The following is an 18,031-nucleotide window of genomic DNA, read 5'->3' as shown; positions in this document are numbered from 1 at the left end:
GTCAACTGAAGAGTGGGTTTTGTTCCCGGCTAGACCAGTTAGGTCAACGTAGGACGCCACCCAAAATCCGCCACAGTCAGCACCAACCCCAAATTATCTGGAGTACCATCCAACTTGCCATGGAGATAGACGAGACCATTTGATGCGTTTGGCTTGGCAGTCGGGAGAGCCGGTGCCACATGGACAACCGTGTCGTAGCTCCCCAAGCCAAGGCTTCTGTGGTTCCCGGCTTACAATCCATCTCCTTTGGCAATAAATCAGTCAAAACTTTCCTGACCAGTTCCTTGAAGGAAGGCATCCCAGCAGGCACAGAAACGCCCGCACCACAAAAGAGGATAACCTCGTGGTCTTCAAGGGATCTGCGTAACTCATCCGGAATCAGGCCCATGGCATCGTTTCACCGTATCAACGAATCAATCCATGATGGCCTTGAGCAAGGCATCACGGGATGATTATCTCTATTGCTGTCCACCCAAGAAACAACTTTGTCGTCCATAAGAGGTGACGATGACCCTCCGTTTGGCTCTCGTGGCTGCGACATACAACAATGCCCTCTCCTGATTTTCTGACTCCTTCCTGACAACGGAATCATCCGTCTCAGGAATGGGTTGTTCCCAAGGCAGGATTTTGTCATTGACCGCAGCGATGATCACCGTGTCGAATTCCAGGCCTTTGATACGATGGATGGTGGCAAGACGGATACCCGGCGCAGTCCGATTTTCGGCCTCATTCCTGCGAATTGTGTATGTTGGAATGTTGAGACTTTCAAGGTCGGATTGGTATTGCTCCAACAGATCTTTATTGCGAGCCACGATGCAAATGGAATTGAGGTTTTGACTCTGGGTTGCACATTCCCGAACCATGGCCGTGATGTACTCCGACTCTTCCCTGGAACTTGCAAAGTTGCGCATGACCGGGGCTTCGCCGTGGAGCAGTGACTTGTAGCCCTGCTGGTCATCAGACCCGCCATCCAAATCATCCACCGCCGTGTTTTCCAGGAGCTTGACGGCCCATCTGCGGTTTTCCTCTGTTGTGCGGTAGTTGATCCGCAATTTTCGGCTCCTGCCGCGAATATTGACGCCACAACGCCCAACCGCCACTTTGTGACGATAAATTCGTTGGTGTCCATCACCGACCATGAATATATCGTTTTTGTTGCCATCTCCCGGGATCATTTGCCGAATCAGGCGAAATGCCTGGCATCCCATATCTTGGGCTTCGTCAACGACCACGGCGCAATAGGGCAGATCATGCCTTTTTTGCTCCAGTATCTGGCAGGCGTCTCGCATGGCGTCGTCTGGCTCACGCAGGCCGTTTTCATCAAGCAACAGACGATACTCCTGAAAAACATTCCAAACCTCCTTGCGAGATTTTCTGTTCAACAATGTACCTCGTCCAATTCGGCTGGCCTTGAAATAATCGGAGAGTGTTGCGATCCCCTGGGGTTGGATGACACGCTCCCACTCCTCCCGATAGAATGAAGGCCTGAACCCAAGCTCGGGAGACGCCATGGTCAAGGCTTTTTTCCATAGAGGTTGAGTTCTTTTTCCATAGTCGATTTCAAGGCTGTAACCTTGCTTGCGCAAAAAATCGGCGACCCAACGATCCAAATTGGTCACCTCGATTTTGGCGAATGTCCCCTCGTTGCAAATCTTGCGCAGGTTTTCTTTGATGTCTGCCGCCAGATTGCGGGTGAAGGTGGTGAACAATACGCGCTTCAGTCCTTCCTTGCAGTGATTTTCTGCCAGCCATTTGGCGCGATGCAGGGCAACAACGGTCTTTCCTGTACCTGCACCACCCAGAACACGTACCGGTCCATTCCACTCCCTGTTGACCAATTGCCGTTGTGAAGGATGAAGAAAGACCCGCCATTTCTCCAAAGGTGCGGAGAGGATTGCTTTCAACTCCATCTCGTCCCCCACCACATAAAAGCGGCGCTGCGACTCCTGGTTTTCCAGGGCAGAAGAAAAATCCTCCGGATCGATAACCTTGGCCTCTGTCGCCATGGTCATTTCCTGGCTGGCTTGTTCGACGGTATAGCCAGCAGCCAACATCAAGAGGATCTCATAAATCTCCTCGGGCATACGATCTGACACGGCATCAAGTTCGTCTTCGCTGTTGATCGACCGCACGAGGGCGAATAAAGAGTCGGGAACGCCGAGAGAGATCAGTTGACGATCCCGGATCCCGGCAAACATACCCATGGATGCTTCGGGCTGAGGAGAGGCTCTTTCTTCGGTCATTACCACCGTTTTTTCGACATCGATGACTTGCAAACTTCCAGTTTCCGGATGAATTGCACACAGACGCCTGATGGCCCAGGCATAGGCTGCGTCGTGATGGTCAACCCATAGAAGTACATAAACATTTCCCGACTCGGGACTCAGCACAATGGCCCGATAGGTATCATCGATGCGGACGGATCGGAGGTTGCGATCCTTCGCCATGACAATTTTTTCGTAATTAATTCCGGGGGATGTTGGGCATTCACGAAATTTATCAATGAAATTCATTACCTTGTTCTGAAGTTTGCGCGGAATCCTGGAGAATGCAGACAGAAAATCAGACGAGATGGCGACCTTGATATGCATTTCAGCCACGGGATTATCCTTCATTGTTCAGCAAGATCAGCAACGATGGTTCACCAATCACCTCTTGTGCCGTGAAAACCTTCCAGCCCGACTGGCTAAAAATGTCCCGGGACGAATCATCCATGACTATGGCCAACTTGTAACTTTCCCATGCCAGTTCCGCTTCGCCGATGATTTCTCCCCGGGTATTGGTCAACTCGTAGCCGACGGTTGGTTCCGGGCCTCCCTGTTGCGCCAGATTGCCCAGAAGGGAATGCAGTGATTGATCGGCCAGGTTGATCACGTCGCCCTGCCATCCCTGGACGACGGGCGGGGGTTGCTCAGATCCGGCCAGGGTAATCTCCAGATCGTCATACACCCGCTTTGCCTGCCCTGTCGTCGTCACACAAAAACCGTGCGGCAGAAACTGGAACAGGTTGAAGAGACGGACGAATCCGTTCCAGATAGCCTCAAATCCCTGTTCGTTTTGTTCTGCCTCGGCATCCGGCATGCGCAGTGCCAGACGCATTCCCTGGATATCTCCCCCTTTGATGCACGTCGGTTCGACACTCATCCACAGGTCAATATCTCCCTCTTCTTTCGCTGATTTCCAAGAACCACGCTCCCAGGATTCTGCATCTTGAGCCAGGAAGGTGGCCATGTTTTCTGGCAGTGATTGCAGGGACTCTTTCCAGGGTATGTAAGGGATGGTCTTGTCCCTATGGATCAGTCCGTGGGTAAACGCGCATCGGGACCAAACCTTGGCGTCCGGGTTTTCCAGAAACCGGATGAGCCAGTCAAAGCTGTTGGTTTGCTGGATATCTCGGAGCGAATCCGCATGATAATGCTGAAGGAGTTCTCCCAGTTTTCCTGCCAGGGGGGCCGATGATGGGGCAAGGAGTTGTTGATAATACCCGCCTTGCGCCTTGAACCTGTTTTCCACGTCCTTCCACGTCAGTGACCAAACGTGAAACCGGCCCGAGCGAACAATGGCCATGCGTTGCGCCATATCCTCTCCAATACGGCGGCGATGGTAAAGATAACCATCCGTGAATATCGCAATCGGTTGTGCCATGACATCCCGTCCGACAGGATGGAACAGAAAGTCAGCCTTGGAGGGGATCGATACCCCCTGGCTGGTTCCCAGATTGACTTGTGGTTCAATCTCCCAGCGCTGCTCGCCCACTGTGAGCAGGTAACCAGGTTTGCCACTGCCGGACAACACCTTTTTGACCAATTTTGTCGCTGGTTCTTTGTCGTTGATACGGCGCAGGGCTTCAATGAAACGCGCTTCAAGTTCGCTGTCGAAAAGGGCATTGACCGATACCCCGCGCAGTCCCTCCGCCTTGATTGAGATCAGATTGTTACGCTGCGCCAGAATCTCTTGCAGGAGTTCAACTGCCGTATTGCGTGATATGTCCGCCATATCGTAGCTGTTGCGGTAGGCGAACAGGCACCGGTAGCAACCATCCTTGTCGGGATCGTTGTTACAGGCACATCCCTGGAGCATGGTCAGGGCCAGGGCAAAGACCTCCATGAGAGGTGCAGAGGAACGCATCAACTGCTTGAGATAGCCCGTTCCGCCGGGCACGGTGTCGTAGAGAACCAGGTAACGTTTGCGATGGACCGAATCAGAGATCGGCTCTTCCTGAACCGCTGTTTGCAGGTGGTTGATGTTGCCGCTGAACTTTTTTTTCAGTCCCAGTTGCAACGCGGCAATGAAAGAGTTGAGTTTGGTTTGGGATCCCGCAAAGGTGGTTACCGGCAACAACAGGCGGATCGCTTCGGAAAAAAATTCGCGATAGAGGTAGAGGCACTCCACGATATTTTTGTCAGAACCCTTGTCTCGTGCCGTGCAGGTAAAGGTGTGGTCCCGTTCCTCTTTCGGATTGACCTTGCCGCAGGATTTGCACAGGTGAAAACCCCTGCGACGCATTTCCATACCGGCAATGGTGGTTTCCTCCCCTTCCAGGCCACGCTGACCAAAGTTGATCTCCCGAAACGCCGCACGGCGCAAAAACTCGAAGCCAAAGGGGAGGTTGGGATCGTCGATCCGCCAGGCATCGGTGACATGGCCATCTTCGAAGTCCACCAGGGTTTGCTTGTTGTAGAAAGAGGGGGTGCGGTCGTCGCTGTCATCACCGATGCGACTCTTCTGATCAGAGCTGGTGGCAAAGACCTGGCGCATGCGCAACATGGTTCGTTTCTGCCCGGTGTCCGACCACAGGGTACTGGCACACCGTGGACACGTCGTGGTCTCCTTGCCACTCCCCACCAACTGCATGTGCGCACAGTCGGTGCAAAAGCGCCACGCCTCGATGGCGGATGACCCCATATCCACCTGGTCGATTTTTACCTTGCGGCCATCGGCGTAAAAGGTGTTTTCGGGAGCCAGTTCGTCGATGGCGCTGGAGGCCGAACGCTCATACTCGTAACGCCAGGTGTCATAGGAACCATTCTCCTCGCGTGGTTCATTCTTGCGCCGATAGATGATCGACTGGAGAATGACCCCGGCTTCGGGAAAGGCATAGTTGGGCAGCAATCCTTCGTCGGTAAGAAAGTTGAGGGTGTCCCGGTCGTTGATTGCCTTGACCAACTCCTGAAGGGCGTTCTTTTCGCGCCGAATTTCATGCAACTCAGCGTCTTTGTTTTTTCCGGCGGCGGGATCCTGTTCTTTTTTGCGGATGCGTTCGCCCAGCAAGCGCACCTTGCGTTGCAGCGAATCCCTTCGTTGACGCTGCTCTTGCAACCCATGGGTGATCCGCCAGGTCAGGCTGCCCTGTTGTTGGCCATCACCCTGAACAAAATCCGTGATATGGCGTCTGGATTCCTTGTCCAGATACCCGGTGAACAAAGCAAAAAATCCTTGTAACAACTCCGTTTGATGGTTTTCGACAAACAGCATGAGGTTGTTCGGAAAGTGGGCGGGGGTGGCCTTCTCCAGATTGTTGAGAATGCTTCCCACTCTTTTGGGGAAAACCGCATCCGCAATCCCCGATACAACCCAGCGATCCAGACAAAAAGCCGTGAATTGGCGTTCAAGCACCGCCGAAGCGTTCAGGAAAACTCCCGGTGGTTCGACGTGACCGGCCAACATGGCTTGAGGCTCGGCAAAAAAATAGAGGTCGTGGGGACGACCATTGGCGATGGTGACATTCAGGGCATTGCCGTCGCGGCGTCCGGCCCGACCGATGCGTTGCAGATAGTTGGTCTGGGCGGGTGGCACGGAACAAAGAATGGCCGAGGACAAATCCCCGATGTCAATCCCCATCTCCAGGGTTGGGGTGCAGGAGAGCAGGTTGGGATCCCATGCCTGGCGATTTCCTTCAGGGGCCTTGAACTTTCTCTCCAGTTCTTCCCGGTCGTCCCTCTTGAGCAATCCTGTATGTTCTGCCGCAAAGATGCGCCTGACATCCCCCTGGGCGTACAGAAGGCCATAATAGTCGCGACGCTTGGGCTGGGGACGGTAGATTCCCGGGCAGTTGTTGCGCAGGCATAACGCCCCATGCCAGACATCCCCATCCGCCTTGTCCATGACGATGGCATGGCCACATGTCGCGCAAAAAAACTCCTGGAGATCACGACTGATGTGCAGGGCAGCAGGTCGGATGCCCCAAATCCTGATACCCTGGACCTCCTGCTGATCAAGAATGCCAACCTTGACCAAACCGGTGAGCATGAGGGTGTAGACGCGGTCGATGTCGTTGCCGAGGAGAAGATCCTGGGCACCCAACAGGCGTTCGGCCCAGGCCTGATACCAGGTACGATTGTGTCCCTGGCGAGCCACGGGCAGGTCAAAACGCTCCCCGACAAACCTTTCCGCCAAAAAGGCTGGGGCACGGGTATGGGGACCAAAATCGGGCATCCAGGGAATTTTTTTCAAGCGGTAGGTGTTGCCTTTGTCTTCGATATAGCTCTGCAATGCTGCGTGAGTTATTGCGCCCTGATGCCGCATATGGATGATGAAGCCGAGGAAAAAACGCCTCAGGGTAGGGGCATTCAGATCCCGCAGCGCGCCGATCTCGTTACGCAGGGGTTCCAGCAGGGTCTGAATGGCCTGTTCCAGTAACTCAGGATTTAGATGGACCGTGGCGGAGAGGGTTTTTTCCAGGGTGCGGCCAATGCGGGCGTTGAAACCAAACTCGCTGCATATTTCCCAGTCGATGCGTTTTTCCACTGCCTGACGGAGGGTGGATCCAGGGGGTAACCTGCCGGTGTTCTGGAGACGGTCGAAATCGGCGAACCAGCTCATGTTGGGAGCCAGGAAGGTGGCAATCAACTGGTTTTCATCCAGGCGTTGTGACCAATGTCGGATGAACACCTCGGACAGGGAGGCCAGGGTCAGGTCAGCACTGGTTGCGGCAATGCACTGACAGAGCGCCGCCCGGAAATTAAACCTCCAGGTACGGGCGGCAAAGAAACCTGCCCGGTGGGCGGCATCTTGCACCGAGTCGGAAAAGGTGAGCAATTTTTTGTCGTCGTTGAAGGAGGAGGCAAAGAGTTGGGCAATCAGGACGCTGGTGAGACTGGCAGCCTGGGAGCCAACCAACGTCAGACTGTTGTGACCGCCACAATAGGGGCAGTGGTGGGTGGAGACGAGGCGATCCTTTTGGCGCACCACATTGTTGGGGATAAAGACGATCACCTGTTTTTCTTCGCTACATGCGGAACACACCCCTTGGGAGCAAGGGACATTCAACGTCAAACAAGCGGGACAAAGGGAACCGTAAAAACCGGCGTCGGCCTGGATATCCCTGACACTCTCCTCGGGAAAGAGAAAAATGATATGGGGATCTGCATGGAAAAAGGCGATGTAGAACGCTTGGAGGTCTGTTTCCACCTGCTGGCTGTTTTTACCTCCTTTGCGGCCAGCCCAGCCCATGCTGCCGCATTCCCGGCAATGCACGACGGGCAGGTGCAATTGACGCTGGGTTTTGGTCAGGTCGTCAAAAAAACGCAGGAGCGGCCCTTCTGTTGCCGTCTTGCGGGCCACCGAGGCCACCATGCGCCGCAGTTCCCGCAGCCACCATTGCAGGCGCACCTGGAGAAAGGGTTGTCCGCTGGCGTGTCGAGCCACCGAGATCAAGGCCAGAAGGCTGTTCAGGAGGTGAATGCGATAGCAATCATCACCACCCTGTAACTCCGGAGTGAGACGGGACAATGCCTCCAACAATTGGCCAAACTCCAGGGTCTCTCCACCCAGAATCTTCAAGAGATTTTGGAAAAAGACGTGCTCCCGCAACCTGTCAGCCAACGCCATGCGCCACGCGGGTTGGTCAAAATCTGCGGTGGGGATAGGGGTGGCAAACCACAGATCGTGCTGTTTGGAAAGATACTCTTGGTAGCTGGGGTGGGAGTCAGGATCCAGGTCATCTACATGCGCGTGGGACGGGATGGCAACTTGACGAATCAGGCTGCTTTCCAAAAATTGCCCGGCCCCCTGTCTCTGTTCGGTGATGATCGCCCCCGCATGGAACGCCTCGCCGAACACTTTGGCGGCATAGTCGAGCAGGGCATCCCCTTTTTGGGTATCTCCCAGGGTGGCGGAGGTGCCAACACAGCAGAGATAATTCTCCGGGGTGCCCAGCCGGGCCTTCAACCGCCGGATCAGACAGGCCAGATCGGTCCCTTGGGCGCCATCAAAGGTGTGCAGTTCATCCACCACCAGATAGCGCAAGGTTTCTGCCTTGTTGTGCTGCCAAAGTTCCCGATCCTTGGGCCGGATCAGCAGATAATCCAGCATTTTGTAGTTGGTCAGCAGAATATCGGGGGGGCGGCGGCGCTGGGTATCCTTGTGGGTGATGATGTGATCCTTGCCCATCACCATGCGTGGATCCCGTTCGCTCTGACCGATGAACAGCCCGGCGGTAATCTGGCCCTTGAGGTTCGGGTTGTTGAATACCAATTTGGCGATGCGGGTGGCCTGATCGGCGGCCAGGGCGTTCATGGGATAGATGAGGATCACCTTGACCCCCAGCTCGCCGCGTTGCCGATGGCAATAATCCAGAATGGGATAGAGAAAGCACTCGGTCTTGCCCGACCCCGTGCCCGTGGCAATCAGGGTGGATTGGGGGGGCGTTGCCGTGAGACGTTGGAATGCCTTTTCCTGATGGAGGTAGGCAGCGAACGGCATGGGGACAGCAGGGAAAAACGTTTTCCCTGCCATCCCCGGCTCGAACGGCAATCCCAGGGAGAGATACGGCCCCTTGAACACCTCGCCGGGCCGGGAGAGCAGATCCCGCAGCACACCGTGAAAATGGCTGGTGGCAATGGGAAAGGTGGTTGCAAGAAAATCCTCGATTCCCTGGCGCAATTGCTGGGTGAGTACGGAGGGGATCATGGCCAGGATTCATCAACCAGTTTCAAGGCCGCATCAATGACGACGTCCGACAGGTACATACCCTGCTCCCGCATGGTTCTGAGAGTGGTGCGGGCATGGGTGATCGCTCCTTTTTGTTTGGCCAAAAGCACCAAACCCAACGTACCTATCAACCGAATGTTCAGTGCCTGGGCGCAACGTCGCCCGGTCAGGTCATCGATCATGGCCATGGAATCAGGTTTTGACCATGCCATAGCCAACACCGAAGACTCCCCCTTGCCGAGATCCCAGGAGAGAATTTCGTTCGGAATAGTCGGTGCGGGCACCACTTCCAGCCACTCCGTTTCGGCAAGGGCTCGTGTTGTGGGATCATATTGGCCCCGGGCCTGGATTTCTTGTGCCACGGGCTGCGGGATCAAAACGGGGCGATGCAGTTGCTGTAGCAAGTGGATATTTTGGGATCGCGCCAAGAAAATCAGCGGCGATGCATTGATAACGATGGGTTCAAGCATCGCTCAACTCTTGCCTCAATGCTTCCATGTCCACAGCAAAGACATCCACCTTTTCCGCTGCCAGCAATAGCAGAAAATCGGTTCGATCCAATCCAGCCACCTCGGCGGCTTTTTCCTGGGATATCATACCCCTTTGATACCAATAGATGGCAGCAGCCTTGCGCATTTCAATGGCAAACTCCCCCGGCGAACGCCGCAGGGAAGAAAAAACCGTGCTGGGCAACTCCATGGTGAGCGTGGTCATTTTGTGACTCCTCGAAGTGGATTTTCCACATGGATCATTTTTTCTCGATCTCCATCAATACGTTCGCGGATTGCCGCCCAATCCCCTTCCTGGATATCCGTTTGCAGACCGTTGCCCCGGAAGGAACATTTGCGCAGACGAAACCCTTTCTCCCTTTCTTGCTCCTGTTCCACGAAGGACTGCAAGGCCGATTCCACCACTTGTCGCAGGGTCAGATTGCGTTGATGCGCCAGTTTTTGGGCGGTCAGCATCAGAGCGTCATTGATTTCAATTGTCGTCATCATGGCCGATCTTGCTCCGTTTCCGGTATTCATGCTGGTGGGGATACCGTCATTCATGCCACGGCATACCGTCTGACATCAATTTCGACTCAGGCGCGAACGGCCTCCTCCGCTCGATGCATGAGCTGGGCAGAGACCGCCGCATCATGATAGACCTCGCCGCAGTTGTCACAGACCATGGCCGGCACCTCGCGAAACACCAGAGTGGTACCCTTGCGCTCCAGAGTGACGCTGACCGTTCCCGATTTGGTCTCGCCGTGTTTGCATACCGTACACTTCATGATCTGTTCCTCCGGGTGGCAAATTCAGCCCACACCGTTTCATAATCCTTTTCCCGGTCGCACTTGTCAAACGGGGCGTGATAGGTGATGGTGCGCTGGATGGGACCGCCGGGCAGGGTGTCATCGGTGATGGTTTGTTCCACGCTGCCGCTGGCCATTTCTTTTATTTCGTTCCAGGCTTTGCGGTCGAAGCCGATATCGGCAAGCCCCTTGCTGTTGGTAAAGATGATGCGGCCTTGGGCATCATACCAGGTGTCCGCCTCGTACTGGCGCATGACCGGGAATTGCACCCGATAGATGGTCTGGAGTTCCGTCAAGGTCAAGCCCAGGGCCATGGCGGCCAGCACATCAATCTCCACCAGGGCCTGCCGCCGGGCATAATCGGTGCGCAAGGCACAATCCCGGTGCCATTTGGGGGTCAGGCGGGTGAAAAAGCCGTTGTCCAGACGCGGGTCATCTTTGGCCCAGTGGTCTTGCTGGAAGGATGGATTCCAACACTCTGACCAGAGATCGGCGTAGTGGGTGGTGAGGCAATTGATTGTTAAAGCACGTAAATGTATCCTTGCTCGAAACGAGGACACAGTGGATAAAAGCGGAAGTTGACCTAAAAGCGATTTGTTGGCATGTCCCATTCCAGTGCTTTTGACTCGGAAATCAAGAGGGATTGAAAGAGCGAAACCAACAAAATCAAGCATCTCTTGGTAATTCTGGAAAACAGAACCAAAACAAGTATTCACATGACCTGTTCCAGGTGGAGTAATCATGGGCACTAAAGTTCGCTCTCCGGATTGGCTCAGCATCTCTCTGCTGACAACCCGATAAAACCCCGTCACCGGTTCCCCATTCCACGGCACTTTGGGAGTGCGGCGCAAATACTCTGCCGGGTCCACATCCGGGACGTAGTTGGTGCGGGGCAGATAGTCGTCAGGGATTTGGGTGAGGTCGAGATTGTCGTAATGGCCATTGGCGGCACAAACCCGGCGCGGCGTTTTATTGAAGGGCGTTCCTACATAAAAATGCGGACCGGAAAGGATCCACTCCGCCGGGGTATCCGGGAAACGGGTCTCACGGCGGATGGTGTGGTCTTTTTTGACGGCATTGGTTTCATCCCACATAACTGTGGAAAAATATTCCCCTTCCAAATCACCCAGTCGGCGTGGTTGGGCCGCAAACTTTTCCAGCACCCCCATCAACTCTTGGGAGTGCAAGGCAGGCAAGCGTGCCCGGAGGGGCGGCGTTCCTTCTTCGTCATAGAGCCTGGCAAACAGGGCTAACTCTTTTTCAGTCACTTGCACGATGCGGCGGGCATGGCCCTGGACATTCCATTTGTTTTGATCGTCTTTGATGCCAGGGACTGGAGCACGGCCATCGTGGTCAAAACAAGCACTAACTGTGGTTGGAGTGTATAAATTGCTGATGCTCGAAAAGCAGACGGTTGTAGGGTTGTTCGCATAACAATGCAGTCCGAATCGCATGCGTCCATGATCGTTGGTACCAACGAAAAGGGCGAACTCATTTTGGAATTGAAAATGGTGCCGCAATCGATAAAAAACCTCTTCCCGTAATCCTCCCCCCTTCGGATCATCATAAACCCCCTCGGGATGGAGAAAACCGGAAACCCCATCCGGTCGCCCGATCATCCACGCCTGGGGCAGGAAGCACTTGTAAAGATTGCTTTGTGATCCTTTCAACAGGGGATAGTTTTGCCGGGCATTGAGAAAATTTTGCATGCCATCGGCCTCCTCGAAGGCAGCAAGGTATCCCCCACGCAGTCCATATTTTTCCAAGGTCTCTTGGCGCAGCAAGGCCAATTTGGAGGCACTCTCCCCGCGCAGGACAAAGAGCGGCTCCACGTCACCCAGGACACCCCCTTCGTTCCACTCCACCTTGATCCAGGGGGGGTTGCCCAACACCAGATCAAATCCGCCTCGGTCGGTAAAAATATCGGCAAACTCCAACTCCCAGTGCAGGAAACGATGGCGTTCGCTTAAACTTTGCACTAACCCCAGGCGCGGCACCTCGCGGGCCAGTTTGTCCACATCGACAAAGCCATGGTCATTGACCAGCTTCTTGGCCTCCTCCTCGGCCAATGACTCCGGAAACAGGGAACCCATCTCCCCCACCCCCGGCTGGACAGAGAACACATCCCCTTCCAGAAGGAGCATCATCTCCAGCAAAAACTCTTCCCGCCCGGGGAGCAGCCCGGCTTTTTCAATCGGCCAAAACCAGAGGGCACACCAATAATCCATGGCCATCTTCAAACGCCGGTAGGGACTGCCCCAGCGGGTGTTTTGCGCCAGGAGTGCCTGATGTTTGCGATCTTTCCACTCGGTGGTGGTGGGCTTTCTGGGGGCCTGGGGAGCAGGTTGACCAAATACGCTCAGAACGTCCGTGGTCTTTTCCCGCAACGAGCGCAGTTGTTCGGCATGGCTTTGCCATAAGCGATCCGCCGCATCGGACAACTTTTGCAGCTTTTTTACCTGGGAGGCAGACAAGGGTTGGATGAACTCCTTCCTCCAGGCCTTGACGGCCGCCATCTCCGGTTTGGCAAGAGAAGCGATCACCTTGTCGTTATACCCAGCCATACCCCGATCCGGCAGCAGGAAGTGATAAACCGATCCGGGTGCCCGGGCAATTCCAGGCAGCACCCGCTCCGGTGTGGCGTCAAGCCAGTTTTCATCGCTCCGGCGTGCAGGCAGCAACAAGCGTTCAGGGAACACCTGCCGTCGCGCCCCCACCAGGGAGTTGCCACACACCAACTGCATGCCAAACCAGGGGACAAAGGCCCCGGCATGAATGGTGTTCAACCACAACGACACCTCGGCCAACTCCCTGGCCACCGGATTCAAGTCCACACCGAACACATTGTTATCGGCCAGGAACATTTTGACCCGTTGTCTTTCAAAAGTGTACTTTTCGTGGGCAATGAGGCTACCGGTCTCGGCCTGCTTGCGTTGCAAATAGGCCTCGGCCAGTTGATTGACCGCCTCGTTCAAAAAGGCGGCGCTCCCCATGGCTGGTTCGCAAATGGTCAGGCGCAATATGTCATCGGCACACTTGTCGGCCAACAACTCCTTGAGGGCATACTTCACCAGACATTGGGTCAACACTTCCGGGGTATAATAGGAGGCCGACTTTTGCCGATCCCGCCCCGCCAGACGATAGATAAACCGCCCCTGGGGATGCATGATCAGGTTGCCATCGGCGTCGAACACCTTTTCCTCATCGGTATAGCGGGGCAAATCCTCGCGCTTGACAAAATAGCCCGTCCCCAGGGGATTGAACTCCTCACCAGCGGGCTTCACCTCAAACAGGTCGGTCTCGGCAAAGAACCCCCGATAGGAGAGCAGGGCCTCATAGACCGCCCCCAACTGGTTGATGCCCAATTGGGCATAGGAGACGCGCCCCCGACGCTGCTGCCGCGATCCCTTCTTGGGCCGGGTCAGGGACATCAACTCGATCACCCGTTGCAACACATGGTTGCGCAGTTTGACCTGTCGCAGGATGGGCGTTTGCGCCGGATCGAACAAATGCGACCGCAAAGGAGGAATCTGGAACGATCCATGGAGAGGGCGGACACGTTCCTGATCTGTCAAAATTTGCGCAGACCCACCCCCTGGGGCCAGCTTTTCGGGTGGCCACCCTTCGTAGACCAGACGAAACAAAAGCTGAAGGGACGTGTGCAGATAAAATCCATGGCGTGACTCTTCGGTGGTCAGTTGCACCAACTCCAAGTCTCGCAGAGTCTCCAGGCTGTAACCGTCCCGATAACTGTCAGCCTGCATGGGCACGTAGCCCAATTCCGGTCGTGCCTCGATGTAGAACAGGAACAACAACCTGTACATGTAGCGCAAACACTCCAGACTGAGACTTTCGGCCAACTCCCGATCATAGATCTTGTTATGAGTGGTGCGCATGGACCACACCGCCTCGTTGCCAATCAGCTCGATGGCCTCACGCAGGGCGTATTTCAAATCCTCGGAGACGGCAAAGGCGTGTTTGTGGGAGTTTTCATCCAGGGTGTCGAGCAGAGGAATCCCCGTATCCGGGCAAAGACTCTCCCGATGCAGCAACACCGCCATGGTCTTGAGGGTGGACTCCTCACGTCGCCCGAGGATTTCAGCCAGATCAAAGCGCAACAACCGCTTTTCGTTCCACTTGCCCCGGTCGATCAGGAGCAATTGGGCATCGGAGGCCAGGATCACCCAACGCGGCGGTTCCGCACGAGCGAAAATGTGTTTCGTGACAATCTCTTCCAGGGTCGTAGCCAGCCAAACCGCATCCAGGGTCACTGCCTCTGGGTATTGACACGGAGAGGGCGGCAAAGTCAGAGGATCGGTTTTTTCCAGGCGCGGATCGACCACCTCCACCACCCACAACTCAGGGGCACCATTGGCCCGGGTCACCTCGGCCAACAGGGAGAGAGAAAGGTCATCAGCCAACATTTTCGGCTGCAATTGCCACGCATAACCCAGCACAGGCAACATGGTGGCCAAAAAGTCCCGCTGCAACGCCAGTCGCGCCCCGGCCTTGCGTTCCTTCTCCGCCTGGCTGTGGAACAGGAAATAATCGCGGGCCATGCCGCGCAGCCGGGCATGCGGCGGACGCTCCCTGGCCCCGTCACTCTCCCGCAAACTCCATTGGCCCAACACCTCCTTGAGATCGTTCTCCAGGATGGTACTGAGATAATGATGGGTATAAAATTCGTTCTCGTTGCTGATCCCGGTCAGGTCGATGGTCATGGTTGCCCTCCCTCAATCCGGCTGTCCGACCAGCACGGCGGCAACCTGAATGTAGGCCTGCTCTTCGGTGGTCATGGTCTCCTGCACCCAATCCAGGTATTCATCAAACAGCCTGTCGATACGCCGCTTCTCCTCCTCTTTGCGACTCAAAATAATCTTGGCAGGTTGTTCGATATCATCGAATTTCAATTCAAGTTGCCGCATTTGACATCCACGCAATCGGTCCAGGTCGCGCACATGTTTTTCGAGTTTTGGGTTGATGGCATCCTCAAAAATCTTGCGCTGCTCTTGCATCCACTGTTGCGCCTTTTTGACCGCCTTGGGCAGCAGTTGGCCCAGAAAAAAATCATCCAGAAAAGCCGAGCGGTTGGGAATGGGGCGCGAACCCAGGCCGGTGCGGGTCAAAAGAGGCTGCAACGCCTCAATCTCCCTCCACGCATCACCTTGAAAGACGGCACCAAACCAATGATGCACCAAAGGGTGGCCTTTGCGGTTGGGGATCAACCCGGACATGAGAAAGACCGTCTCGTCTGCCCGTAAACCCTGGGACAGGGTGATCACCGGTGCTTCATGCCTGCCAAAGGCTGCCAATATCTGATCGTTGACCCACTGCATCACCGGATGGAGTTCCCACAGATAGTGGATGGTGGGCCAGGCACGTTCATCCTTGCGACTGCGGGCCATCTCCTTTTGCAAAACAGTGATATCCTGGGAGAGGAAAAACCGCCCGTTTTCCGGCCAGATTTCTCTGGGGAGAAAGTCAAACCGCTGTTGCAACTCCCTGGGAGCGGTGAACTCGACCATTTTGCTCTTGGCATCGATCCGCAATTGCAGGTGATGTTTCTCATCAACATGGTTCAAGGCTGCTTGCAGATAGGCCAGATCATCGGCAAACAGGGATGGCATGCGGGCCGTGTGACGGGATGCGGTCTTCCCCACCGCAACGGGGGTATCGCCCATGATCATGGCCAGCACGTCCCAGGCTACCGGGGAATCCTTGTGGAATTGCGCCTCAAAAGCTGTCGGCGTCATGCCTGCCTCCATGGCCTGGGCGGTCAGACGCTCCTCCTCGGCCATGTCATACACCCCCATGAAGGCCGCCGGGTCACCAATATTTTTCATGGCCTGCTCATCCTTTTCGATGAGCAGTTCCAGAATGCGCATGTCTCCCCGGATTTTTTCATTGGCGCTTGCCGTGGTCAGATAGACGATTTGTGGTGTCTGCTCCTGACCATAGCGGTCGATACGGCCATTCCGTTGCTGGAAGACCATCAAGGACCAGGGGATGTCAAAATGGATCATGCGGTGGCAGAGGTAATGCAGATTGATCCCTTCGGCAGCCACGTCGGAGGCGATGAGCAGGCGTACCGCTTCTGCATCCTTGCCAAAGGCTTCCACCACCTGCTGTTGCTCCACGTCGGACATGGAGCCGTGCAGGGTTTGCACCTGTTCCGGTTTGAGTTTGAGTTCTTTGGGCAGGTACTGCGCGAGGAACTCCAGGGTTTGGATGCGTTCCGTAAAAATCACCAGCCGATCCGAGGCGTCGTGGCCTGTCCATTTGAACTCGCTGCGGATCAACTGCAACAAGCGTTGGTATTTGCTGAAATGTGCAGGCGCGATGCGCTCTACCACCGCATGCAACTCCTGCAACGCCTCGATATCGGCCTGCATATCCGGGTTTGCCTGCTTCTCCAACTGGCGGATGCGGTTGCCAATGCTCTGCACACACGCCACGGGGCTGGAGAAGAGGGATTTTTCCAGGGTGGTCTTGAACAGATCTCCTGCCCCTTTGTTGCGATCCAGACGGGTAAACTGGATGCGGGTCAGGGTATCAAAAGCGGTCTCTTCAAGGGACGACGCCTGACAGGTCGCCGTGGCAATCTTGCGTTCCTTGAAGGCTGTGGTCACCTGGGATTGAATGTCTTTTTTGAAACGGCGGATGAACAATCCCTGGATCTCTTCCCGGGTGTAATCGCGGGGATTGGCGATGGCCGTCGGATCGAGCATGTTCATCAGGCTGGCAAAACTCTCTGGACTGCCATCATGCGGCGTGGCGGAGAGCATGATCAAGGTATCGGAGCGCGAGGCAAGCAGCCTCGCCAGCCGGGAACGCAGGGAAACCCCCGTTCCACGCTCTGCCACATTGTGCGCCTCGTCGATGATGATGATGTCCCACCAGGCGTTTTCGAGATAGGTCCGGTATTCGGCATCCTGCTTGAGAGTATCGATGGAGATGATGGATTTGTCGAAATAATGAAATGGATTGTGGTTGGTCGGGATGCGGGAGCGAACACGCTGGAGACCCATGGAATCCAGGCGCGTCAGCGGGATGGTAAAGCGGCTCCAAAACTCCTTCTGGAATTGGGTCAACATGCTCTTGACCGCCGCCACGAGGATACGCTTGCCACGTCCCCTGCGGATCAACTCGGCAACCAGAATTCCTGCTTCAAGGGTTTTCCCAAGGCCAACAGAGTCGGCAATGAGAATCCTTTGCCTGGGTTGTTGCAAGGCCTGGATGGCCGGATCCAACTGGTACGGCACTGCATCCATGGCGGCACGATGACCTGTATAAATGCGTTCATCGGTGGGTGGTGTTTGCCGGAACAAACTCTCCAGGTACAAAAGGGATGCCCGGTATCCACTGGATGCATCCTGGACCAGTTTGGTCTTGGCGGGATCAAGTACCTCGATATGGTCGTCAATTTCGGTCAGAAAAATGGCTTCCTTGTTTCGAACCAACTCCGAAATGCCGACAACCCCCAGCACCTGCCCACCGGTCGAAGTGCTGTCCACTCGGCGTATGAGCCACTCGGCATCCCTGACCAGGATGCGTGCCCCAGGGGCAAAGGAAGTTTTTAAAAATTCGGGTAGGGACATGGGGGTTGCTCTACTCCTGGAAACAGGTTGCAGTTACGTCTTGTTATTATGACAACACTATACAGTTTTCAATTTTATTGGCTTTTATATGAGAATGAATGAGCAACATTTTTCAGGTCAGGGACTGGAATGCTACACTGGAAAGACCGACGGTAGTGCCTTCGTTTGGTTGATTGCGATCAAACTGCCATACCAAACTCAAACC

At 55.2% G+C, this 18,031-nt stretch carries 9 protein-coding genes; 1 reads left to right on the top strand and 8 read right to left on the bottom strand.

Translation table 11 applies throughout. The annotated features are described in order from the left end of the window. Nucleotides 1-179 precede the first annotated feature (179 nt). Nucleotides 180-452: a hypothetical protein gene (locus HQL63_12700; GenBank protein MBF0177689.1), complete on the top strand. Its 273-nt coding sequence runs from the start codon at nt 180-182 to the stop codon at nt 450-452. 6 nt (nt 453-458) lie between these two features. Here the strand turns inward: HQL63_12700 and HQL63_12695 are convergent, their stop codons facing one another. The 8 genes from HQL63_12695 to HQL63_12660 all read right to left on the bottom strand — a co-directional run bounded on the left by HQL63_12695 (nt 459) and on the right by HQL63_12660 (nt 17,826). Further along, nucleotides 459-2,615, bottom strand: coding sequence for a UvrD-helicase domain-containing protein (locus HQL63_12695; GenBank protein MBF0177688.1), 2,157 nt, complete (start codon nt 2,613-2,615; stop codon nt 459-461). Continuing rightward, nucleotides 2,605-8,910: a DEAD/DEAH box helicase gene (locus HQL63_12690; GenBank protein MBF0177687.1), complete on the bottom strand. Its 6,306-nt coding sequence runs from the start codon at nt 8,908-8,910 to the stop codon at nt 2,605-2,607. Before HQL63_12690 ends, HQL63_12695 begins: the two co-directional genes overlap by 11 nt. Further along, complete coding sequence (locus HQL63_12685; GenBank protein ID MBF0177686.1) at nt 8,907-9,401, bottom strand: DUF3368 domain-containing protein; 495 nt, start codon at nt 9,399-9,401, stop codon at nt 8,907-8,909. Before HQL63_12685 ends, HQL63_12690 begins: the two co-directional genes overlap by 4 nt. Continuing rightward, nucleotides 9,394-9,645: a UPF0175 family protein gene (locus HQL63_12680; protein MBF0177685.1), complete on the bottom strand. Its 252-nt coding sequence runs from the start codon at nt 9,643-9,645 to the stop codon at nt 9,394-9,396. The genes HQL63_12685 and HQL63_12680 overlap by 8 nt, the downstream gene beginning before the upstream one ends. Continuing rightward, nucleotides 9,642-9,929, bottom strand: a complete 288-nt coding sequence (locus HQL63_12675) for a type II toxin-antitoxin system VapB family antitoxin (protein MBF0177684.1) — start codon at nt 9,927-9,929, stop codon at nt 9,642-9,644. The genes HQL63_12680 and HQL63_12675 overlap by 4 nt, the downstream gene beginning before the upstream one ends. 86 nt (nt 9,930-10,015) lie before the next feature. Beyond that, entirely contained in the window at nt 10,016-10,207 is a 192-nt protein-coding gene (locus HQL63_12670) for a type II toxin-antitoxin system MqsA family antitoxin (GenBank protein MBF0177683.1), read from the bottom strand. Continuing rightward, nucleotides 10,204-14,949, bottom strand: a complete 4,746-nt coding sequence (locus HQL63_12665; GenBank protein MBF0177682.1) for a hypothetical protein — start codon at nt 14,947-14,949, stop codon at nt 10,204-10,206. Before HQL63_12665 ends, HQL63_12670 begins: the two co-directional genes overlap by 4 nt. Nucleotides 14,950-14,961: 12 nt before the next feature. Next, entirely contained in the window at nt 14,962-17,826 is a 2,865-nt protein-coding gene (locus HQL63_12660; protein MBF0177681.1) for a DEAD/DEAH box helicase, read from the bottom strand. Nucleotides 17,827-18,031: the final 205 nt, after the last annotated feature.

The sequence above is a fragment of the Magnetococcales bacterium genome, from assembly GCA_015231175.1.
Taxonomy (GTDB): Bacteria; Pseudomonadota; Magnetococcia; order Magnetococcales; family DC0425bin3; genus HA3dbin3.
This window is presented reverse-complemented; position numbering and strand designations above follow the sequence as displayed.

Coding starts and splice junctions, on each gene's coding strand:
- HQL63_12690 (MBF0177687.1), bottom strand. CDS start 8,910: ATGATCCCCTCCGTACTCACCCAGCAATTGCGCCAGGGAATCGAGGAT.
- HQL63_12665 (MBF0177682.1), bottom strand. CDS start 14,949: ATGACCATCGACCTGACCGGGATCAGCAACGAGAACGAATTTTATACC.
- HQL63_12680 (MBF0177685.1), bottom strand. CDS start 9,645: ATGACCACGCTCACCATGGAGTTGCCCAGCACGGTTTTTTCTTCCCTG.
- HQL63_12675 (MBF0177684.1), bottom strand. CDS start 9,929: ATGATGACGACAATTGAAATCAATGACGCTCTGATGCTGACCGCCCAA.
- HQL63_12670 (MBF0177683.1), bottom strand. CDS start 10,207: ATGAAGTGTACGGTATGCAAACACGGCGAGACCAAATCGGGAACGGTC.
- HQL63_12660 (MBF0177681.1), bottom strand. CDS start 17,826: ATGTCCCTACCCGAATTTTTAAAAACTTCCTTTGCCCCTGGGGCACGC.
- HQL63_12700 (MBF0177689.1), top strand. CDS start 180: ATGGACAACCGTGTCGTAGCTCCCCAAGCCAAGGCTTCTGTGGTTCCC.
- HQL63_12685 (MBF0177686.1), bottom strand. CDS start 9,401: ATGCTTGAACCCATCGTTATCAATGCATCGCCGCTGATTTTCTTGGCG.
- HQL63_12695 (MBF0177688.1), bottom strand. CDS start 2,615: ATGAAGGATAATCCCGTGGCTGAAATGCATATCAAGGTCGCCATCTCG.